The sequence below is a fragment of the Methanobacterium sp. BAmetb5 genome (assembly GCF_003491305.1).
Lineage (GTDB): Archaea > Methanobacteriota > Methanobacteria > Methanobacteriales > Methanobacteriaceae > Methanobacterium.
The window spans coordinates 286,450-307,062 of sequence record NZ_CP022706.1; the positions used below are offsets into that span (position 1 = coordinate 286,450).

Consider the following 20,613-nt stretch of genomic DNA (forward strand, 5'->3'; position numbering starts at 1 on the left):
ATAAGGAAGAGTTCTTAACTGCTACATATTGGCTCCCCGGTGATGGATTATACACTAGTTACCCGTTATTTAAAATTGCCATAATACTCTTTTATTTTTTAGATTTGGTCATGATTTGATGATTATTAACCAATTTAAACCTCCTTTGGTCTCTTCCTATTATCCAAGGAAAGAAAACCTCTAAATGTGCTTTATTTGATTAAATAGGCTTAAAATGGGCCTTAAAAAAGAAAATAAATCGAAACCTTTATATAACATGTTCAATGATGTGATGGTGTAAAACGTCCTACATCATTCATTTTAAGATTTAGGGCACGGAGGCGATAAAATTAGGCGAAAATTCACACAAGCAATAGTTGTTGCATTGTGTGCACTTTTCATGGTTATCCCTGCTGTGGGAGCCGCGGAAAGTTCAGATACTGAAAATACGGTCGTGACCAACGCAAGCACAGACCAAAATTTACAAATAGGAATGACTGGAGAAAATGTCACTCAATTACAAACCTGGTTACAGACCCAAGGATTCTACAAAGGTAAAATTGATGGTGAATTCGGTAATTACACCGATCAGGCTGTCAAAGCGTTCCAGCAGTACGTTGGAATAAAAGAAGATGGAATTGTTGGGCCAATTTCTCGTGAGGGTATGGATAATCTGGTTAACGGTGTTTACGCATCAGGTGACGATAGTTCATCCAGCTCATACAGTAGTACTAGCAGTTCCAGTTCATCCAGTAAAGCTGCTTACGGAACCAGCAAAACTTACTCTGGTAAGTCTTACTCCAACTCTTACCGATCCAGTCGTAGTGGATGGAGCAGTGGAAAAGGTGTCGGAGATTGCTGGGATAACAGTAACGCACTTTACAGTCAATTAACTGCATCTGGTCAAAAAGCAAGGATCGTTCAGTACGCCAACAGTTATGTATCCAACCACCGTTCTGTAGAAGTATGGAATGGTAACAGTTGGGTAGATTATGACTACAAAGGTAATGGGTATTCCAACCGATACTACGCAACTTCTCACGGTTCCTCAGCATCCGTGATTGCCAGTAGTTAAACCCATTCCACGTGAGTAAAAATTTATCAGCAGTTTACACTGCTGATGAAATCCTTTTTTTTTAAATTTAATTTAATAGAATTTCCCTTATAGAATTCACGGTTAGATACAAGTTTAGGGTATTATCCATTAAGATAAGATATGAATTTCATATTCCAAAACAAATCCATTCCTAGACAAATTCAAAGGGGCAGTAGCCTGTATCTTAAAATAGTTTATCCCATAAAAAGTGTTTTAATCAAATAAATATTTATAATAGAATTCAAAAATTATCCACAAATTAAACATGAGAATCAGGATTAAGGTAAGTTTATGGAAGGAAAAAAATGATAGACTTTGTTTTTGGACTCTCTGTGCGGGTTTTAATCACTGATGAGGATAACAAGATACTGATTCTTAAACGATCAACTGACTCTAAAACCAACCCGGGTAAGTGGGAACTTCCGGGTGGAAAGGTTGATCAGGGAGAATCCTTTGATCAAGCCCTGATCAGGGAAGTTAGTGAAGAAACTGGACTTAAAATATCTCTGGAACATGTTGTTGGAGTATCAGAACAGAACCTACACTTGATTAGAGCAGTGCACATTATAATGTCGGGAAAAATCACCGAAGGTACCCTTACCCTCAGTCACGAGCACGAGGGATATGCTTGGGTGTTTTTTGAAAATCTTTCAGAGTATGAACTGGCTGATTGGTTAGAAGACTTTGTTAACAACCAGGAAACTGATGATAACTCCGAAATTGGTGGTGAAGAGGTTAATCAGGTTACCCGCACTGTGAAACCCTGGTTAAAATCCGTAAAGAATTCAATGGATAAAATTTTAAAACAATGACCTTTCTTTAACATCTATTTTTTGGTCAGGATCAGGGGAACAATAAATAAAAACATTTAAACCATTAATAACTTAATAGTTTTTTAATAATAAAATCTGCGACAAAAACATAGAGATATGAGGGCTTTAAAATATATTGGCAGATTTTTATTAATAAAATGATGAGGGGATCACCACCGTGACTTTAGAAAAACTGGTCAATGAACGAAATTATATACTGGCGGAATTAAAGGTATATGAAGACCTTCAAGTGGCGCTGGAGAAAATAAAAAGGTTTAATATGGAAAATTTTGGAGAAACTCATCTGAAGGTTTATGATACCAGCAATGAGGACGAAATGGAGGAAATGAGCGAAACTGTTGTGGCCATGAAAATAGATGAGCTTACTGATTACCTGCTGCGGATCTCTGAAAATATAAATCAATTAAAAATGGGTGAAGCTTCGGAAAACGCTCCGAAATAGTATTCTTAATAATATTTTTAATTTTTTTCAATTAATTATTTTTAATATTTTTACTTTTCTATGGCAATGTCCTCTTTGCACCCTAATGGAAAATGCTGATTAAAAATCCTTAAAATAATGACGCTAATATTGTAATATCTGACTATTTTGCCTCATTAATGAAAAGATGCTTTAAAATTCTTTAAAATTCTTTAATTTTGTTTAAAACTTATGAAAGTATTTTTTAGCTAATAAACAAGATTTAACGGTCTTTATAGATTTAAAGCGAGATTAAAGACTTTATAGGCTTATTAAACGTGAAGCTGCCGTAGAAATAAAAGATTTGAAAATAGCCTCTTTCTTCAATCAGGGTTTAAATTGAGTTAATTACTTGGAAATACTAAAGGAAATAGCGGCTCTCTGGACAGCATGATCAAAAACCGCAAATTGAGTCCTAAATCTAAAACAAAGCTCTATACGCTCGTTTTTTTGAAAATTATTTCGAAAGCTTTATAAGGGACTTTGAATCCAACCATTATTGTAAAAAAAAGCCCCATAAATACGTATTTATGGGCACGGAGGCGGTAAAATTAAGGGAGTAAAGCAAAACTCTATCTATGCAGTGCTATGCATGATGTTCATGGTCGCTGCTACAGTACCAATATCCGGTGCTGTGAGCGACCCGGACCATAATGCGGGCGATAATAACGCGGCCAATGGTTTGCAGATTGGAGTGAGTGACCAGGAGATTCAGGACACTCAGAATGTTCTCCAGAGTAGTAACCCATTTGGTGCTAATTCCACTAGTAAGATCCTGGGAACCAACAACTCCACTGATGGTTCATTGAGACTGGGAACTACCGGTGATAAGGTCAAAGAACTACAACAATGGTTAACTGATTACGGTTATTATTCGGGGGATATCGATGGTATTTTCGGTGAAGACACGGAAACTGCTGTCCGAAATTTCCAGGAAGAAGCCGGTTTAATTGTTGACGGCGTTGTGGGTAATGACACTCGTAAGGCCATGGTCACCTGGGATAAATACCTGGCAGAAGTCCAGGCCGCTGCCGGTGAAAGTGATTACAGTTCTACCTCTAGTTCAAGCAAATCAACCTACTCTTCTAAAAAATCCTATGCCAATGCTGTTCGCAGTTACAGCAAGTATTACAGTAGCAGCTGGTATAATGGTAAGGGTACTGGTGACTGTTGGGCTAACAGTGCAGCACTATACAGTTCATTGACCTCTTCAGGAACCAGAGCACGTATTGTTCAGTATGCTAACCGTTACTCATCAAATCATCGTTCGGTTCAGGTCTGGAATGGCAACAGCTGGGTTGACTATGATTACCGTGGTAATGGTTATGCTCAGAGATACTACGCCACTGGTGGCAGCTCGTCCGGAGCAGTAATAGCAGGCGGATAAAGAAAGAAAACCGATAAAACAATCTACGATTGTCCAACAGTTGTACAGGCCCACTACTTTCTCAGGGCCAGCAACTGTTGACTCCCATTTTTTCCAAAAAAATAGTACCTATCTGCATTCATTATCTAGAAATCCTTTTTAAGGGACTAATACATAGAATTTTAATAAATCCGGTAAAAGATAAAATTCTCAAAACAAAGGAAAGATATAAATTTAAACCCAAACTTCCTTAATAATTTAACTTGTACTTTATGATAAATTAAAACTTGAATTTTATGATAAACTAATATTTTAATCGAGGGGATTTTAACGAAAAGATACCAATCAATTCTGTTAGTGGCCATTGTGGCGTGTGTGGTGGCCTTTGTGGGATATCTTAATATCCCGGAAAGTACGGCTACCAACAATACCAGTACTGGGGGAAACTTTGAGAATGAATGGGTGAAATTCCAGTATCCTTCAGGATTATTTGTGGTGGACCATTCCAACAGCACCCATTTAAGATTAGAAGTCTATGCAAACTCCAACACCACCATTGAAAACCTTGTGGGAGAGGTATTTTACTGTAAGAGCAACCGAACCGATATGTCGTCTTTCACCAAAAGAAAGAGCATCACTATTGCTGATAAATCAGGGGTTAAAATCGAAGATGGTCTCCAGGTCTGCAGTTATGTTTTCCTCACATCCGATTACACCGATGTGAAAACTATGATATTGAATTTTGATGCTAAAAACTATCGTGATGCCTACCAGATAGTGGCTGATTCCATGGTTATCAAGAAAATATCGAGTTAAGGGATGTACTAAAAAAATATAAATTAAAAATTATTTTTCTTACATTCTCGTATTATTAAAGCCTCATTTATTTTTATTTTAAATATAACCGGTTATTATTAAGAAAAAATATAAAAAAAGATATTATTTTGATAAAATAAATGATTTAGCTTTTAACTGTCTGGAAACTGTTTAATATATGGTCGATATCTCCCTTCATCTTTTCCAGTGTTCCTCCGGTTACGAAGGTTATGATGTAGATGTAATCATCCTTACTGAGCAGTACCAGTTTCACTTCACCGAGTTTACCCCTTTCCGGGCCAGCCATTTCATCAATATCAATTACCGTGGCCTGAACGCCATCCACACTTCGGTTGGTTTCATTGATGACCTTGCCGGTTTTAAGGTAGATATTGTTACTTTTTACCTGGTCCAAGGAGGTTCCATTGGCCAGGGTCCGGGTGATGGTAACTACTGAACGGTAGGTGGAATTATCCGTACTGTTTTTTTCTCCTTGAATCAGTTCACCCGCAGTACGTTCCTGGAAAGCCCAGCCACTGGGATAATTAAAAGAAATTTCATTTCCTTTACTATCTTTACTGGTGTAATGAGTTCCAGAGGCTATGATAAAGTAAACCATGGCCAGGACTATGACCAGGATAACTGCAGCTATCACCATGAATTTTTTATTTATAAATTTCTTATTCAAATAGAAACACCTCAAATTATAGAAACACTTCAATAAATTACCAATGGCACTATATGATTAACACCAAATAAAAAGATGCCCCTGCCTGATTAAGGAAGGGTTTAAAATTTTTCAACCTACGATTTACTGGGTTTATTAAAAAAACAGATATTTGGTGCAAACTGGCGGGAAAATATTTATCTATAGACGATAATCAAGCATTTATACCATATGATCATTATATTATAATTGATGAACAATAATTTATCTATAATTCTATATCACAAGTTTTAGGTTGATTAAATTTATAGGGTAGATTAGCAAGGTGATTTACGTGGACAAAAAAGATGAATTATATTACGAAGGCCATCTCCGGAAGGTGGAAGCTTCTCCCTTAAAAAGTGCTTTATCTCTTAAAGAAGCTAAAATATGGTTAAAAGAAGCTGAAGAAACTTTTAAAGTAGGATTTTATCGTTCTTCACGTGTTTCAACCTACTTTACTGTTCTACACGCGGCCAGATCCGTTACATTACGGGACGGGGTGGAACTGGAGGATCCCCTCTACTTGGTGAATTACCTGGAAAAATACTGTGCCGAAGGCAATCTCAGTCAGGAATGTCTAGACGTACTTACAGTAATATTCAACCTGAACTACGAAGATCAGCATCACTTCCAGATCACCCGGAACCCTGATGATTTAAAGCAGGCCATCGACTTTGGACACGAATTCATTAACTGCATAACAAATTTACTGGACAAAACAGCCAGACTACCTCGCTCAGTTATAAAAAATTCCATCAGAGAAAACGATTATGGTGGCTAGGACCATTATTGAATAATAACCGGAACATATATAGCATAACCAGTTAGGAATAGTTAACCTGTTGAATCTAGAATATATTATCAAGAATTAGGAATAAGATACACTTTATTTGGGGAAAAAGAGTATTTTAAAATTATAGGTTGGGAATATAAGACAGATCAGTCCTTATCCTCATGTTCTTCTTCCTTCTTTTTTAAGTCCAGTACATCGCGGTATATTTCCGCCCATATTCTATTAATGGAAGAATCTGTATCCTCCAGGGATTCAAGCCTTTTTTCAATGGCCTCGATTTCACTCTTGGATTTTAGTTCTTTGAACTTATTTTCCACTCTTTCTTTGTCTTTTTTCAGATAATCAGAGGACATGGGTATGACACCTTTAGATTTCACAAATTCTGTGCATCTATATTATTGAATAACTACAGTTAACCAAATGGTTCCGAGAAGTTTTTAATCGAATTGTTATTATCAAATTAAGTTATTTATCAATATATCTTATGATTATTTTATTTTTTTCCTAAAACATAGGGGATGCCCACTCATAAGTATGACCAATAAAATCAAGGTAAAATAATAGAAAAGAACTATTATCCAGTTTAACCCTGTTAAATCCATTGATTACATCCTGAAATTTTAAGTCTGGGCCATTATTGGGTCCTGGAAAAGGTGACCCTAATCTCTAACTCATTGTTAGTAGCCGTAACCCTGAACTGTTTAGTGCCACCGTAGAGCTGGTTCCCGTTTATATACCACATCTCAACCTGGTATCCTGGTTCAGGTTCAGCAAGAACATAAACATGACTGGACTGTTCCACCTCAAACTCTCCCTGGGGACTGACACTTCCATTATCCCCCGCATGAATCCTCACTTGACAGGTCACACCATTCCCCCTATAATTTAATAATAATCATTATAGAATTATAATGAATAAATTTTTCCCTCTAACTATGGGTTTCCTCTAGGGGCAAACTATAAAATTATAAATTATTTAGGGAGTGGTGATAATGGATTCAAAACAAGTACAGCTACCAGGTATCAGGGATATCGATCTATTCCTGGATTTTTTACCCTACCTTAAAAGTAAGGACAGTAGTTTTTATGAATTGGTGGATGAGGCTCCCCAGTTCCCCTACTATGTCTATTCTCCAGAAATAGTAGACCTGATAACCCTTATCAATCAGCAGAACATGTTCCATTTTGATTGGGTTCAGTGGTCCAGTGGGGCATCTAACTACCTTGAAGATCCTCTTCAACTGGAAAATGCCAATATCACAACGGTTATGAATCTTTTATTCACTATGGTCCGGGCAGAACGTTTCGAGGGTTTGGTGGGGGAAATGGTTGATAAGGGTATTGTGCTAAAACTCCTGTTGCGTCTGGGGAAGATCCGATCAAAAATCATTGATGGATTTCATGGTGCTTTAATTGGATTAGCTGTTGCAGATTCTATGGGTGCGCCCCTTGAGTTCAAGAATCCTGGTAGCTTTCAGCCAGTAAATGATATGACTGGTGGGGGAACCCACAATTTGAGTCCCGGGATGTGGACTGATGACACCAGTATGGCCCTTTGCTTGGCTGAGAGTTTAATTGAGAAGGGAGATTTTGATCCACTTGACCAGCTGCAACGCTATCTGCGCTGGTACCAGGAAGGATATCTGAGTGTTAACGGGCGCTGCTTTGATATTGGAAACACCACCCGTGAAGCTCTCCACATATTCCAGGAAACTGGTGAACCCTATCCTGGACTGGACCATGAACTTTCTGCGGGAAATGGTTCATTAATGCGCCTGGCTCCAGTGCCCCTATTTTACTTCACCCAACCCTGTAAAACCATTGAATTATCCGGCCAAAGTTCACGAACCACCCATAACCATATCCTGGCGGTGGATGCCTGCCGTTACATGGGGTCTTTAATTAACGGTGCACTGGCTGGATTCTCCAAGGAAGAGTTACTATCGCCACGTTTTTCAATTGTACCTGGATTCTGGGATGAATATCCCCTGGCCGAAGAAATAGATGAAGTAGCCAGTGGTTCCTACCAGGAAAAAGAACCCCCGGAAATAAGGGGTAGAGGTTTGGTGGTTAAATCATTGGAAGCAGCATTATGGGCCTTTCACCAATCCGAATCATTCCGGGAAGGTTGTCTCCTGGCAGTTAATCTCGGTGAAGATGCCGATACCACCGGGGCGATCTACGGACAACTGGCTGGAGCATTTTATGGAAAAAGTGGCATTCCCAGTGAATGGATTGAAAAACTGGCCTGCAAGGAAATGATCCATGAAAAAATTCAGAGATTGCTGGCTCATCAGATGTAATTCTTCTATAAAAGGTTTACTAAATGAGACCTATAAAGGGAGGTTTATACTAGAGAATCTTGTTAAAAAAATAATTCTCCCAAAAGAAAGTTATTACAGGAAAATCATGGTAAGATTATATATGGTCCTGGTGTTCCAGATGTCCACCGCAGTCACATTCACGATCAAAGTCATCCGGTGACTCATTCTCCTGAAGTTCATAGTACCCACCACATTTATTACATACCAGGAAATGCTGGTCCTTTTTAGCTGGTTTAATCTTTTTTCTAGAATCACTTTTAGATGATTTACCCAAGAAACTACCCAGATCTTTCATAAGTCCCTTTCCAGTTTTTTCCACATCCTGCATTAAATCCTTGCCTGTTTCTTTAAGATCATCCATAGGATCTTGTCTGGTGCGTGACGGGGAGGTTGAACTATTAGTGGAGGGAATGGTGGTATGAACATTACCAGTTTTTACAGTGGTGGGAGATGTTTTTTCATCTGTAGCTTCAATAACAGTGCCACATTCTGTACAGAATCTGGCCCCCGGTTCCAGGGGAGATTTGCATTGCGGGCAATTTGTGGACGTTTCTATTTGGGCACCACACTCAATACAGAACTTATCTTCAGAGGATAGTTCCGTGTTACACTGAGGACATTTAACTGTGGATGGCAGTGTTTCATTATCCTCAACCTTTTCATTTGCACCTTCCACATCATCCATGCTTTCTGGCTGGTATTCTTCAACAGGTTTACCACATTCGGTACAGAATTTTGATCCGGGCTCTATCCGAGCGTTACAGGCACTGCAAACATCATCTCTTGAATTTTCCATCTATTAAACCCCCTCTAAATATCTCTTTTGTTATAAAATTAGGGGCATTACCTATAAAAGATTATCCGCCCTCCTTGGTAATGGTTGATTTTATTGTTTTTGAATAAGATTTTTCATAGGGGTAATAAATTTTATAAAACTTGATTAATAAATTAAAATAAATAATTAACAGGATATGAGTTGATGTTTATATGAATAGGTGTGATGATGCATTCCTTTAAAACATTTACCAGATTCAGATGGTGGGCAGTGCTGCTACTGGTTACTTTCCTAGTATTTACTTTGCTCACATTCTCTTTCAGGAGTACGGTCTTAACCCCTCTATATATTAACAATAGTAATCCCTATCGCCAGTTTTTTTCTCCTGGCTTTAATGGTTTATGCTACCTGGTGGACTCATAAAAATAATGAAAAAGTTTTAATAGCGTGGATGCTAGTTACTGCAGGTTTATTCCTATATTTTATGGCGAATTTTCTTTATTTTTTATTAAGGGATTACCTGGGTTTGATATCTTTACCTTCACTGGTTGATACTCTGTACATTGTTGCCTACCCCCTTTTGATGCTGGGAATACTGGCCCTTATGGAAAAACCCTATAGATTAAAGTTAAAATCCTTTTTAGACGCGATTGTTGTTTCGGTTTCGGTAATGTTCATTATATGGTTCCCCCTTATCTGGCCAGTGATTGAACCCAGCCAACCGGATACAACGTCCATGATATTTTCCATATCCTACCTGTTTCTAGATCTTCTCTTACTACTGGTTACACAGGTAGTTCTCTTCAGTAAAAAGAAAAAGATCAGTATTATACCCCTCTTTTTAGTATCCTTAGGCATATTCTCCCAGGTAGTGGGGGACATGGTCTTTGCCTACCAGGTGGTGGTCTCTAATCTGTTTTATCTATGGCTGGCTAATACCTTCTACACTTTAACCATCATTTTCATCGCCCTTGGAGTTTTGTCCTACATCAATAATGTTGATATTGATATTAAGAATAAATTATCATTTTATAGTGTTTTAAGTCCTTATAATGATTGGATTTCTTATTTACCTTTGGTCCTGGTTCTTTTCACCTACAGTCTTTTAATAATAACCACTCCCGATACTGCGTTGATCTGGGGTGTGGGGATCATTGTGGTTCTGGTAATACTGAGGCAGGTCATCTTTTTAAATGATTTGAAACGGGCTCAAATTACTCTCAAAAAGAATAAGGAAGTTATATCTGAGAGAAAAAAACAATTGGACTTTATAACCTCTAACATGCTGGATATCATCAGTGAATCCGATGTCAATGGTGTTTTGAAATATGTGAGTCCCTCTACCCAACAACTCCTTGGCTACTCTCCTCAGGAACTGGTGGGCCACTCCTTGTATGAACTGATACATCCGGATGACCGGGAAAAAGTACGCCAGATCATTGAAAAATCAAGCAATGTCACCGAAGATTTGAGGGTGGAGAGCAGGTTAAAAACTGCAGAAGGGAAATATATATGGATTGAAACAACGGGAAAACCAGTTGTTGATGAAAAGGGATTTAGAGGATTTATATACAGTGGCAGGGACATCACTGAACAGAAAAAATCTGCAGAATATATTAAAAAATCTCTGGAAGAAAAGGAAGCACTTTTAAGGGAAATCCACCACCGGGTGAATAACAATCTACAGGTCATCTCCAGTTTATTGAGCCTGCAGTCCGATAATGTTAGGGATCCCCGGGATCATGAACTCTTTGTGGAAAGCCAAAACCGGGTGCGGACCATGGCCATGATCCACGAAAAACTGTACCAATCAGATAAATTCAACTCCATAAACTTCTCAGATTACCTAAAAACACTTATCAATAGATTAATATATGATTATTCTCAGGAACTGGGTCACATTGACCTTGAACTGGATATTGAAAATGTGGACCTGAATATAGAAACCTCAGTGCCCTGCGGTCTAATTATAAATGAACTGGTATCCAACTCACTTAAACATGCTTTCCCCCATGGCAGGAATGGTAAAATCATTGTGAAATTCCATAAAATAAAAGATAAATACGTTTTGATGGTGGGGGATAATGGAATAGGGCCTCTGGAAAAATCAGTACTGGAAAGCAGTAAGAAACTGGGTTTTAATCTGGTAAAATCCCTCATCAAACAACTGGATGCCTCACTGGAAATCCTGGAAAGCGAAGGCACATTGTACAGAATCACCTTTGCTGAGTTAACTTACCAGAAAAGATTTTAAACTTCCTGGGACTCGGTAATATTATAAAATAAATTAATTGGTCTGATAAAATAGAATTTGGTTAGAAAACGTCTTAAAGGGGTTATTGTCTAGAATATCCCAGTTTTTATTATTTATTGGGATTTATCAGCACGGTAACTGCCCTTTTACTGTGATTATTCCCCTTAAGAACCAGATAAAAAGGACGTTTTTCTTTAATTCTTTCCAGTCTCAATGGACTTAGAAGACTGTGGAAAGATTCCCCCACATCCTTTAACTCAATTCCCTGTTTTTTTAAGAGGGGCATGATGTACTCCTTTAAAATATTTTGCTGCTCTTTAGCAAGAAGTTGGGGCTGTAAAGTCATTCTGTAGGGTATGGTATGTATTTGAGATTCAATGAGATGTTCATTCATATTTTTATCCTCCATATATAAAAAGAATATTTTATAGTTAACCAATCAGGTAATTGGTTAAGTTTATTAAGTGTAACCAATTAAAAATTCAAATCCTCAATTAAAACATATTTTAAACATTAAACAACATGCTTTTGGAAATGAAAAATTAACTTCTTGTATTTTATTATGGTCACCATCAATAATAAAACCTTGGTTTACACCTCCCCTTGACTGTAGTATAAGAGGGGCTATTGGGTCCAGTTTTCCTGCAGGGTCCCCTATTAATTAGGAATCAATTGTTATTTAGGATTCACGACAATAGAAAAAAAACTTTTTTAAACCGGGAACTTTAATAATTCACTGTATGGTAAACCACCGACAGAACCGCATTCTTATTCTCCTCTTTGTAGGGGTGTTCATGGGTTCCATGGATATAAGTATAGTGGGACCAGCACTCCCCAGTATCCAGGCTTACTTCACGGTGAACGACCGGATGCTTTCCTGGGTTTTTACCATTTATATACTCTTCTTTATGCTGGGAACGCCGGTAATGGCCAAATTATCTGATATTTATGGTCGAAAGGCTATTTACCTCTTAGACATCCTTCTCTTCACCATTGGTTCCCTGTTGACCATAACTTCAATTTCATTTGAAATGCTCCTCTTTGGTAGAGCCATACAGGGATTGGGTGCCGGTGGAATATTTCCTGTGGCTAATGCCTTCATCGGGGACATATTTCCCCCGGAAAAAAGGGGAGGTGCCCTGGGAATCCTGAGCTCAGTATGGGGCTGGTCCAGTGTTATGGGGCCTATACTGGGAGGAGTGCTCCTCCAGTACGGCTGGCAATGGCTGTTCATCATCAACCTGCCTATAACCATCATGGTAATAGTGTTGAGTCTCAGAATCCTCCCTGGTGGTGAGCGAAACAATAACGTCACCTTTGACTGGTGGGGGATGATGGTATTAGGCCTGCTGGTGACCTTTTTAGCCTACGGAATCAACCAGATCAACACCGACACCTTCCTCACCAGTCTGCTATCGGTAGATGTCTTACCCTACTTGCTTTTAGCAGTAGCTCTCATTCCAGTTCTCTGGAAGATTGAAAAAAAGGCTCAAGATCCACTTATTCAGGTAGGTCTTTTTAAAAGCAGGGAGGTTAAACTGGTGAACAGTATAATGGTGGGAACTGGCCTGGTTCAAGCTTCCACAGTTTTTATACCGGCCTTTATTATCGTAGCCCTGGTCTTTTCATCTACGGGGGCCAGTTTAATGTTGATCCCTGTGGTCATTACCATGGCCGTCGGGGCTCCGGTTGTAGGGAAGCTCCTGGACAAATTTGGTTCCCGTAATATAATGCTCATCGGATCCCTGATTATGGCCACTGGACTGTTTACCGCGGGAATCTTTGCCCGGGACTTTTATCTCTTAATCCTGGCGGGTATACTAATTGGTGTGGGAATGAGCACCACCATTGGCTCCCCACCCCGTTACATCATGCTGGTGGAGACACCTCCCCGGGAAAGGGCATCAGGCCAGGCCCTACTGAACATCATAACCAGTGCCGGACAGCTGGTGGGTGGGGCTCTGGTGGGGGCCTTCATCGGGTCCTATGATGGCCAAATCATGGGATACCAGTATGCTTACCTCTTTATTGGCTTAGTGGCTATTGTGATGGCCTTACTGGCTGTTGGACTTAAAAGCAGGAAAGAACAAATTGAAACTGCAATCTAGATTTAGTTTAGACTATTTATTTCAGAAATAATTAGTTAGAAATTAGATTTAGTTCAATTATATCTTCAAGTTGATTATTTTGGTTTTAAAAATAGATATTAGGAAAGTGTTTCACAGATAATCAACCGAGGGTTTTAATCTTTTCAAGGCACTTAATGCATTCTCATAGTCAACTTCGGAAATATCACCATCATCCCTGAAGCTCTTCAGTTGAAAGGAAATATTTTTAATGGTTATCCGGTCCCCTTTATTGCGCAGACTGGAGTAAGCTTGAAGTATGGTCGGATCATTCTCTGCCAGGCTGTAAATGGTGGCCGGTGAACTGGAGGTAGTTTTAGGTTTAATACCTGCACTGGTGACCACCAGGTTAACCCGTCCTTCATCATCGTTAACTGGGGGCACGGCTTTAACCGTTACTGTGTCCAGGGACTGGTTAACTGTTTTTTGAAACTGAGGAAAATGAAGGTAATAATTTTCTTTCCAGTTTAAGGGAGTTTTATTCACCACATGGTGCAGACTATCCAGGAAGGTGTAAAAGGCACTGCCAACGGTAATGTGGAGAGTGTCAGTTTCGGGATAGTGGGGAACTCTAAATTTGCAGACCCATTTTGACTGATCATGGGCGCTGGATATCACCAAGTAAAACTGGGCAACCTCCCTTTCACCAGTTACACTCCTTTCTAATTCCCCAATAAGGATTTTCCCGGTTATTTCATCTCCATCAACCAGTTCTGACCCTAATCGGGTATTGTACTCTTCCGGAACCAGATCAGTTAACCCAAAATCCAACATTGATAGAACCTCCAATTCACGCTTCTCATATCCAGGTTAAGAGACTTTGAAAAAATCTTAGATCATCACCGATAAGACATTTTTTCCTGGTGAAAAATCTTATACTGGTCCCTATCATTGGGCAGGAGTACCCTTTATGAGTATATGCCAGGTCTTCAGGACCTTCTTTATTCCTCTTTCAGTGCCAAGCACCCGGCCCAGCATGGTACCGGCGGTGATGCTAAAGATAATTCCCATTAACGGAGCTCCCTGCACCCAGTAGGACAGGTAGTGTGTCCGGGTGAATACAAAGATAAGGTAACAAATAAGAATTATCCCGCCAATCCAGTCAATTCTGCTGATAACATGGCTGGTATCTTCATCCCAGCTCAGGCGGTACATGCGAGTGGCCAATATGCCCACACCCAGACCAATCAGTATACCTCCCAGGGCCCAGGCCACACTGAAGGTACCACTAAGCACTTCTCCACTTATAACCAGTAACATGAAGATCATTACCAAAGTGTAGATCCGCAGCCTACGGATAAGGCGTTTATCCAGATAGGGAACCACTGGTGATTTTTCTCTATTTTTCATGGTGAATTACTACCCTATTTTTTGTTTTAGCACGTTATTATATTCTCTAAATCTTTTGATTTATACCTGTTTTTTTTGATTTATATTAATTCTTAAAAAAATACTCTCCAACGTAACCGGAGTGGCTGATATAAAGCGTTATCATATATTTAGCGTTAATTAAGAGTGGTAATAAAATAGAAAAAATTAATAGGTATTACTAACGTATACATTCACTGAGTACTGTGTCAGAAATTAAAATTGTCTTGGTAAATGACGAAAAAACCGATGCCATGGATATTAAACGGCGTTTAAAGTCATTAAACTACAATGTTCCATTCGTTGCCTCCAGCGGTGAAGAGGCTTTAAGTAAAATACTAGAGATAATGCCCGATCTTATTTTGATAGATATCATGCTTAAGGGAGATGTTGATGCTTTCGAACTTGCCTCTAAGATTAAAAATTTAAACATTCCTATCCTATTTTTAACAGCACGTGCCGAGGAGTCGGCCATTGAAAAGGCAATGATTATTGAACCTCCGGTCGGTGTGGTCAAATCTATTGACCGGGATGAACTCAAATTTTCCATTGAACATGCCATCTTCCAGAAGGAAAAAGACCGGGAAACATCTTGGCAGATATCCCTAACCACAGCCATGAACCGAGTACTAAAAGAATCTTTAAACTGCAGGTCAGTTCATGAAGTGGCCAGGATATGTCTGGATGTTGCTTGTGAGTTCACCCATAGTGCCTTTGGTTTCATTGGTGAAGTAAATCCAGAGGGTCGATTCAACACCATTGCCATCAGTGACCCTGGCTGGAACAACTGCCTCATGCCTAAAACCCAGGCTGAAAATGCAGTATTTAATATGGAGTTGAAAAGTTACTGGAGCAGACCCATTAAAACTGGAAAAGCAGTTAGGGTAAATGATCCCACTTTGGATCCTGATCAAAGGGGTGAACCACCCGGACACCCTAAAATAACTTCCTTTATGGGAGTACCCCTTAAACAGGGAAATGAAACTGTGGGACTGATTGCCCTGGCCAATAAAAAATCCGGTTACACCTCCAGTGATCAAAGGGCCATGGAACCCCTGTCAATTACTTTTTTAGAAGTTATAAATCGTAAAAAGGCTGAACTAACCCTTCAAAGGAGTGAAGAACGATTTAGGGTTGTGGCCGAGTCCGCAGTGGATGGAATAGTAACCACCAACCTGGAGGGTAACATCCAGTTCTTTAACCACAGTCTGGAGCAAATCTTCGGCTACCATCGAGCTGAACTCACCGGGAAACCCCTTATCACTTTAATGCCGGATCGCTATAAGGATACTTATTTAAAGGAACTGGAAAGGTTTAAAAAAAGTGGTTATCATCGATTAGTGGGTAAAACAGTGGTAACCACAGGGTTGAAAAGGGATGGTACTGAGTTCCCCTTTGAAATGTCGTTATCCTCCTGGAAATCAGGAGAAAAATTTTATTTCACCTCCATTATCCGGGACTTAACCAGTAAGATAAAAGCGGAAGAAGAGCTCCAATGGAGTCAGGAACGTCTTATGATGGGTATGGACATGGCCAGTCTGGCTTACTGGGAATATGATATTGGGAGCGACCTCTTTACCTTCGATGACCAGTTCTATGCACTTTACGGTACCACCGCAGAACAGGAAGGTGGTTACCAGATGACTCCTCAGGAGTACTCAAAACGCTTTATTCCCCCCAAACATCAGGCCATGGTGGCCCAGGAAGTGGGCCGTGCCCTGGAAACTGATGATCCCCACTTCTCCAGCACAGCTCAACACAATATCATCCGTCGCGATGGAGAGGAAAGGTACATTATCGTCCGTATAAGGGTGGTAATGGATAAAGATGGACGTAAAATCGGGACCCGTGGTGTTAACCAGGATATAACCGAACTTAAAATGGTTGAAAAAGATTTAAAGGAATCTGATAGGCGCCTAGCAGACATCATCGATTTTTTACCCGATGCCACCTTTGTTATCGATAAAATGGGCCGGGTAATCTCCTGGAACCGGGCCATAGAAGAAATGACCGGTGTCCGGGCTGATGAAATATTGGGAAAGGGAAATTATGAATACGCAATACCCTTCTATGGCATACGACGCCCGATACTGGTGGATATGGTAAATGCCGAGGATAAGGAGATCCGTGAACACTACCAGATACCACAGCGCAGAGGTGAAGTGTTGACTGCCGAAACTGAGGCCCTATTGAGGGGCGAAATCCGTGCAGTCTGGGGCAAGGCCGTGCCCCTGTATGATAGTATGGGTAACTTCGTGGGTGCCATTGAGGCCATAAGGGATATCAATGAGATGAAACAATCCCGGCGGAAGATCCGGAGGGAACTGGAAATCAACCGGGCACTGGCCAATATATACGCCCCCATAATTTCACCAGTATCCACCATGGAAGACGTAGGCCGTACTATACTGAATGAAGCCCAAAAATTAACCAACAGTCCACAAGGTTTTGTTTCCATACTCGATTCTCATAATGGTACCAATAAAATGACACTTATTGGCTCTCAGTTTTTAAATGGAAAGGATATAGCTTTACACCTGTCCCATGATGGTAGTTATAATGAGCTCTGGGACCATATACTCCACACCATAGAACCTTTTTATACTAACACTCCTCAGGAACACCTTCCCCTTGTAACGGTTCCAGAAGGACACTTTACAGTGGACAGTTTACTTTCAGTGCCAGTGGTTCTGGCTGAGGAACTGGTGGGGCAGATCAGTGTGGCCAATGCTCCAGAAGGTTATAACCGGGATGATCTGGATGATATTAGTAGGTTAGCTGTTTTCTGTGCCCTGGCCATTCAGAATAAAAGGGCAGAACAGGAAATCAAACAATCCCTCCAGGATAAGGAAGTCTTACTCCGGGAAATTCACCATCGGGTTAAAAACAACATGCAGATAATATCCAGTCTCCTGAACCTGCAGATAAGACATGTGGATGGAGAACAGGAGATAAACATTCTAAAAGAGAGCCAGGGAAGGGTTAAAAGCATGGCCATGGTGCACGAGAAGCTTTACCAGTCCCCCACCTTCACCAAAATCGACTTTAAAGACTACGCCGAAAAACTGATAAACGACATATTCTACTCATACGGAGTCCGGAAAGGAACCATTGAAACCGAAATAGATGTGGAAGATATTCATATCGGCATAGACACGGCTATTCCCTGTGGCTTGATTATAAACGAACTGGTAACCAACAGTGTCAAATACGCCTTCCCCAATAACCAGGGCACACTGCAGATCAGGCTCAAAACCAGGAATGACCACATGGAAATGGTTATTGCCGATAATGGCATTGGTCTTCCTGAAAACCTTGATTATGAAAATACTGATTCCTTGGGTTTACAACTGGTTAATAATCTGGTTAGACAACTGGATGGTCAAATAACACTGGACCGCAGTAAGGGGACATCTTTTACTATTTCTTTCCAGGAATTACAATATAAAAAAAGGATATAACTCTAGAGTTAACTGGTTAAATGGGCATTACTGGATATTGCAAATAGTAACCAATTAATGAGTATAACTGGTTAAAAATAAGTATAATCATGATTTTTTAATCAAGAAATTAACTGTGTAATAATTAACTAGTGAATTATAGACTTACTTTGAATTATCCGATGAAATTCTGTTTATATAATGGCCAGTTCACCGGCACTGGTTATTTGCAGGCTTTTTTGATCAATTAAACCCATTTCCCGGAGTTCCCTGATGTGGTTGTAGGTCATCCCCCGGCTGATACCGATCTTGGTGGATAAGTTTTTAACGTTGTTTTCACCATCATTTAACTCTTCCAGGATGATCCTTTTGGTTTTGGAAATTCCAAAGTTGAGAATGGGCAGGTCGATAATGTTCTTATCTTCCTCAGTGATGTAAACGATCTTCTCCACCATATCGTGGCGCGCGTAACTACCAAAAAGAGCTCCCAGGGCCTGTGGTTTCCTACCGCCGCTGATGTTCACCACGATGTTCCTTCCGTGGGCGTGTTCTTCTTCTATTATTTCTGCAGTGTCCCGGGCCACCATAACCACGTTGTATATACTGGTGGGTTTCACTTCAATTTCCAGAACCCTCCCTACAGTTTCCTGCAGCATGCGTTCAGTTTCTTTCATTTTAGCTGGAGCATCTTCTTCCCGAATAAGGACTATTTTATCTGGAGAAAACTGGGTAATACAGGCCATTACCGGCTCCAAAGAATATATGGTAGAGATTAAGGTGTTTTCCATTTTACCACGTTAAGGTGTCATGTATCATATTCATTGTTATCTATTCTCCTTTAACCTGTATATTAGTGTTTTGCTGCTTAAGTAGCCTATTCAGTGATAAACTACCCTTTTTCATATTGAACATGTTTGGTTAACTATGGTGTTGTATGTATTATAACTAATTTGTTAATGGTAAACATTAACATTTATATAATATAATCATAATATGAATATTATGTACCGCAATGGTAATGTTAATTATATTGGAGAGTAATTTTATGGGAGAAAAAATGGCAAATGAAGGTCAGGAAAACACCTTACCTGAAAATAAACGAACAAGAACGATTGAATTAGCTTTAGGATTTGCTGGAGGAATATTTGGATTAATAGGGGGCGTATTTGCTTTACTCTTCCTTCCAGAATTAGGAGTCAGTGCCATCCTAGCCTCAGTAGTGGGGATTGTTGGAGCAGTATTCGTAACCCGAAATCACACCGGGGGTGGCATAATTCTGGTATTAAGCTCCATCTGGCTACTGATAAGTATATCCTTCTTTGGAGTTCTGGGATTCATACTGTTCCTACTGGCCGGTTTGATAGCTATATTTAGAAAGTGATTTTCATCAAAATAGGAGGAATTAAATGAAAATAGAAAAAATGGCCTTAATATTAGTGGTATTTGCTGTTCTGGCGGTTGTGTGTGTGAGCGGTTGTACCAGTTCTGGAGATAAGAATTCATTGAATGTAACCAATTTAAAAGTATCCAGTGAAGGATACGGCATGTACTACGTTACCTGTGATATCGTACCTAAACAGGATACCAGCTACCTGGAAATGGTCCTGGTATGGTACGATTCAAGTAATGCCGTCCTAGATCGCACTTCCCTGGCCTGGAATATCAACGATGCCAAGGCCGGTCAAACCATAAAAGCCCGAGGTACCGCATCATTGTATCAAAAAGGAACACCAGCCAAGGTTAAAGTGTTGATATTTGACTCTCCGTTTTCCGGTGGAAGTGAAGACGGAAACATCTACAATCAAACTGTGACTTTATAGGAATACCTAATATATTTTTTTTCTTTTTTTTTGGTAGTTAATAATTAAGGGGAGGCCAAAAAGTGGTTGATTTTAAGATAATGGTGGTGGAGGATAACCTTATCTTTGCCCTGGACCTCCAGAGTAAAATGGAGTCATGGGGATACAATGTGGGGCCAGTGATCTCTTCTGGAGAAGAAGCAATAGAGGAATCATTCCTGGAAAAACCGGATCTGATAATAATGGATATTGGGGTTAAAGGAGAACTCAATGGGGTGGAAACTGCCCGAAAAATTATGAACCTGCACATTCCCCTCATCTACGTAACTGGCCAGGGTGATGAGGCCATAATAACCGAAGCAGCAAAAACTGTACCCTACGCCATTTTGAAAAAACCAGTGGATTATGAAGTGTTAAAGCACAAGATAAGATCCGCCCTGGAATTAAAAATAAGACAAAAAACAGGATGAAGGTG

General features: G+C 39.8%; 21 protein-coding genes. 13 read left to right on the forward strand and 8 right to left on the reverse strand.

What is annotated here, in order from left to right; all coding sequences use genetic code 11:
• The first annotated feature begins 379 nt into the window (after window positions 1-379).
• The 5 genes from CIT02_RS01380 (at window position 380) to CIT02_RS01400 (ending at window position 4,550) form a co-directional block, all read left to right on the forward strand.
• On the forward strand, window positions 380-1,054 hold the full coding sequence (locus CIT02_RS01380; RefSeq protein WP_292613321.1) for a peptidoglycan-binding protein: 675 nt from the start codon (window positions 380-382) through the stop codon (window positions 1,052-1,054).
• Window positions 1,055-1,380: 326 nt separating this feature from the next.
• The gene (locus CIT02_RS01385) at window positions 1,381-1,887 is read left to right on the forward strand and encodes an NUDIX domain-containing protein (RefSeq protein ID WP_292613323.1); all 507 of its coding nucleotides are present in this window, start codon (window positions 1,381-1,383) and stop codon (window positions 1,885-1,887) included.
• 178 nt (window positions 1,888-2,065) lie between these two features.
• Complete coding sequence (locus tag CIT02_RS01390; protein WP_292613325.1) at window positions 2,066-2,350, forward strand: hypothetical protein; 285 nt, start codon at window positions 2,066-2,068, stop codon at window positions 2,348-2,350.
• 610 nt (window positions 2,351-2,960) lie between these two features.
• Window positions 2,961-3,755 (forward strand): peptidoglycan-binding protein, encoded by a 795-nt coding sequence (locus tag CIT02_RS01395; protein WP_292613327.1) that lies wholly within the window; start codon window positions 2,961-2,963, stop codon window positions 3,753-3,755.
• A 345-nt stretch (window positions 3,756-4,100) separates the two neighbouring features.
• A complete protein-coding gene (locus CIT02_RS01400; protein WP_292613330.1) occupies window positions 4,101-4,550 on the forward strand; it encodes a hypothetical protein in 450 nt (149 codons plus the stop codon).
• Between the two features lie 145 nt (window positions 4,551-4,695).
• Here CIT02_RS01400 and CIT02_RS01405 read toward each other — a convergent pair whose 3' ends face one another.
• Complete coding sequence (locus CIT02_RS01405) at window positions 4,696-5,238, reverse strand: PsbP-related protein (RefSeq protein ID WP_292613332.1); 543 nt, start codon at window positions 5,236-5,238, stop codon at window positions 4,696-4,698.
• A gap of 313 nt (window positions 5,239-5,551) precedes the next feature.
• On the opposite strand from CIT02_RS01405, the gene CIT02_RS01410 reads away from it, so the two are divergent.
• The gene (locus CIT02_RS01410) at window positions 5,552-6,040 is read left to right on the forward strand and encodes a HEPN domain-containing protein (RefSeq protein WP_292613334.1); all 489 of its coding nucleotides are present in this window, start codon (window positions 5,552-5,554) and stop codon (window positions 6,038-6,040) included.
• Between the two features lie 158 nt (window positions 6,041-6,198).
• On the opposite strand, the gene CIT02_RS01415 is transcribed toward CIT02_RS01410, so the two are convergent.
• Window positions 6,199-6,405 (reverse strand): hypothetical protein, encoded by a 207-nt coding sequence (locus tag CIT02_RS01415; RefSeq protein WP_292613336.1) that lies wholly within the window; start codon window positions 6,403-6,405, stop codon window positions 6,199-6,201.
• 281 nt (window positions 6,406-6,686) lie between these two features.
• Window positions 6,687-6,920 carry a hypothetical protein gene (locus CIT02_RS01420; protein ID WP_292613338.1) on the reverse strand — a complete coding sequence of 78 codons (234 nt, stop codon included), beginning with the start codon at window positions 6,918-6,920 and terminating at the stop codon, window positions 6,687-6,689.
• Between the two features lie 124 nt (window positions 6,921-7,044).
• Between CIT02_RS01420 and CIT02_RS01425 the strand changes: the two genes are divergently transcribed.
• Window positions 7,045-8,355 carry an ADP-ribosylglycohydrolase family protein gene (locus CIT02_RS01425; RefSeq protein ID WP_292613340.1) on the forward strand — a complete coding sequence of 437 codons (1,311 nt, stop codon included), beginning with the start codon at window positions 7,045-7,047 and terminating at the stop codon, window positions 8,353-8,355.
• Between the two features lie 115 nt (window positions 8,356-8,470).
• On the opposite strand, the gene CIT02_RS01430 is transcribed toward CIT02_RS01425, so the two are convergent.
• Window positions 8,471-9,172, reverse strand: coding sequence for a zinc ribbon domain-containing protein (locus CIT02_RS01430; protein WP_292613342.1), 702 nt, complete (start codon window positions 9,170-9,172; stop codon window positions 8,471-8,473).
• A 505-nt stretch (window positions 9,173-9,677) separates the two neighbouring features.
• Between CIT02_RS01430 and CIT02_RS01435 the strand changes: the two genes are divergently transcribed.
• Complete coding sequence (locus tag CIT02_RS01435; RefSeq protein ID WP_292613345.1) at window positions 9,678-11,405, forward strand: sensor histidine kinase; 1,728 nt, start codon at window positions 9,678-9,680, stop codon at window positions 11,403-11,405.
• A 109-nt stretch (window positions 11,406-11,514) separates the two neighbouring features.
• Here the strand turns inward: CIT02_RS01435 and CIT02_RS01440 are convergent, their stop codons facing one another.
• Complete coding sequence (locus tag CIT02_RS01440; protein WP_292613347.1) at window positions 11,515-11,799, reverse strand: hypothetical protein; 285 nt, start codon at window positions 11,797-11,799, stop codon at window positions 11,515-11,517.
• Window positions 11,800-12,145: 346 nt separating this feature from the next.
• Between CIT02_RS01440 and CIT02_RS01445 the strand changes: the two genes are divergently transcribed.
• A complete protein-coding gene (locus tag CIT02_RS01445; RefSeq protein ID WP_292613349.1) occupies window positions 12,146-13,513 on the forward strand; it encodes an MFS transporter in 1,368 nt (455 codons plus the stop codon).
• 111 nt (window positions 13,514-13,624) lie between these two features.
• Here CIT02_RS01445 and CIT02_RS01450 read toward each other — a convergent pair whose 3' ends face one another.
• Entirely contained in the window at window positions 13,625-14,305 is a 681-nt protein-coding gene (locus CIT02_RS01450; protein WP_292613351.1) for a hypothetical protein, read from the reverse strand.
• A gap of 114 nt (window positions 14,306-14,419) precedes the next feature.
• The gene (locus CIT02_RS01455) at window positions 14,420-14,881 is read right to left on the reverse strand and encodes a hypothetical protein (RefSeq protein WP_292613353.1); all 462 of its coding nucleotides are present in this window, start codon (window positions 14,879-14,881) and stop codon (window positions 14,420-14,422) included.
• A 224-nt stretch (window positions 14,882-15,105) separates the two neighbouring features.
• On the opposite strand from CIT02_RS01455, the gene CIT02_RS01460 reads away from it, so the two are divergent.
• Window positions 15,106-18,360, forward strand: coding sequence for a PAS domain S-box protein (locus CIT02_RS01460; RefSeq protein ID WP_292613355.1), 3,255 nt, complete (start codon window positions 15,106-15,108; stop codon window positions 18,358-18,360).
• A gap of 173 nt (window positions 18,361-18,533) precedes the next feature.
• On the opposite strand, the gene csa3 is transcribed toward CIT02_RS01460, so the two are convergent.
• Window positions 18,534-19,127 (reverse strand): CRISPR-associated CARF protein Csa3, encoded by a 594-nt coding sequence (gene csa3 / locus CIT02_RS01465; protein WP_048073220.1) that lies wholly within the window; start codon window positions 19,125-19,127, stop codon window positions 18,534-18,536.
• A gap of 269 nt (window positions 19,128-19,396) precedes the next feature.
• Between csa3 and CIT02_RS01470 the strand changes: the two genes are divergently transcribed.
• The 3 genes from CIT02_RS01470 (at window position 19,397) to CIT02_RS01480 (ending at window position 20,608) form a co-directional block, all read left to right on the forward strand.
• Window positions 19,397-19,720, forward strand: coding sequence for a hypothetical protein (locus CIT02_RS01470; protein ID WP_292613359.1), 324 nt, complete (start codon window positions 19,397-19,399; stop codon window positions 19,718-19,720).
• Between the two features lie 25 nt (window positions 19,721-19,745).
• Window positions 19,746-20,159 carry a hypothetical protein gene (locus tag CIT02_RS01475; protein ID WP_292613360.1) on the forward strand — a complete coding sequence of 138 codons (414 nt, stop codon included), beginning with the start codon at window positions 19,746-19,748 and terminating at the stop codon, window positions 20,157-20,159.
• Between the two features lie 62 nt (window positions 20,160-20,221).
• Complete coding sequence (locus CIT02_RS01480) at window positions 20,222-20,608, forward strand: response regulator (RefSeq protein ID WP_292613361.1); 387 nt, start codon at window positions 20,222-20,224, stop codon at window positions 20,606-20,608.
• Window positions 20,609-20,613 lie beyond the last annotated feature (5 nt).

What these genes read in the sequence shown, in the direction of transcription:
- CIT02_RS01380 (WP_292613321.1), top strand. Translation starts at nt 380, where the DNA reads ATGGTTATCCCTGCTGTGGGAGCCGCGGAAAGTTCAGATACTGAAAAT.
- CIT02_RS01385 (WP_292613323.1), top strand. Translation starts at nt 1,381, where the DNA reads ATGATAGACTTTGTTTTTGGACTCTCTGTGCGGGTTTTAATCACTGAT.
- CIT02_RS01395 (WP_292613327.1), top strand. Translation starts at nt 2,961, where the DNA reads ATGATGTTCATGGTCGCTGCTACAGTACCAATATCCGGTGCTGTGAGC.
- CIT02_RS01415 (WP_292613336.1), bottom strand. Translation starts at nt 6,405, where the DNA reads ATGTCCTCTGATTATCTGAAAAAAGACAAAGAAAGAGTGGAAAATAAG.
- CIT02_RS01425 (WP_292613340.1), top strand. Translation starts at nt 7,045, where the DNA reads ATGGATTCAAAACAAGTACAGCTACCAGGTATCAGGGATATCGATCTA.
- CIT02_RS01430 (WP_292613342.1), bottom strand. Translation starts at nt 9,172, where the DNA reads ATGGAAAATTCAAGAGATGATGTTTGCAGTGCCTGTAACGCTCGGATA.
- CIT02_RS01440 (WP_292613347.1), bottom strand. Translation starts at nt 11,799, where the DNA reads ATGAATGAACATCTCATTGAATCTCAAATACATACCATACCCTACAGA.
- CIT02_RS01445 (WP_292613349.1), top strand. Translation starts at nt 12,146, where the DNA reads ATGGTAAACCACCGACAGAACCGCATTCTTATTCTCCTCTTTGTAGGG.
- CIT02_RS01450 (WP_292613351.1), bottom strand. Translation starts at nt 14,305, where the DNA reads ATGTTGGATTTTGGGTTAACTGATCTGGTTCCGGAAGAGTACAATACC.
- CIT02_RS01455 (WP_292613353.1), bottom strand. Translation starts at nt 14,881, where the DNA reads ATGAAAAATAGAGAAAAATCACCAGTGGTTCCCTATCTGGATAAACGC.
- csa3 (WP_048073220.1), bottom strand. Translation starts at nt 19,127, where the DNA reads ATGGAAAACACCTTAATCTCTACCATATATTCTTTGGAGCCGGTAATG.
- CIT02_RS01470 (WP_292613359.1), top strand. Translation starts at nt 19,397, where the DNA reads ATGGCAAATGAAGGTCAGGAAAACACCTTACCTGAAAATAAACGAACA.
- CIT02_RS01475 (WP_292613360.1), top strand. Translation starts at nt 19,746, where the DNA reads ATGAAAATAGAAAAAATGGCCTTAATATTAGTGGTATTTGCTGTTCTG.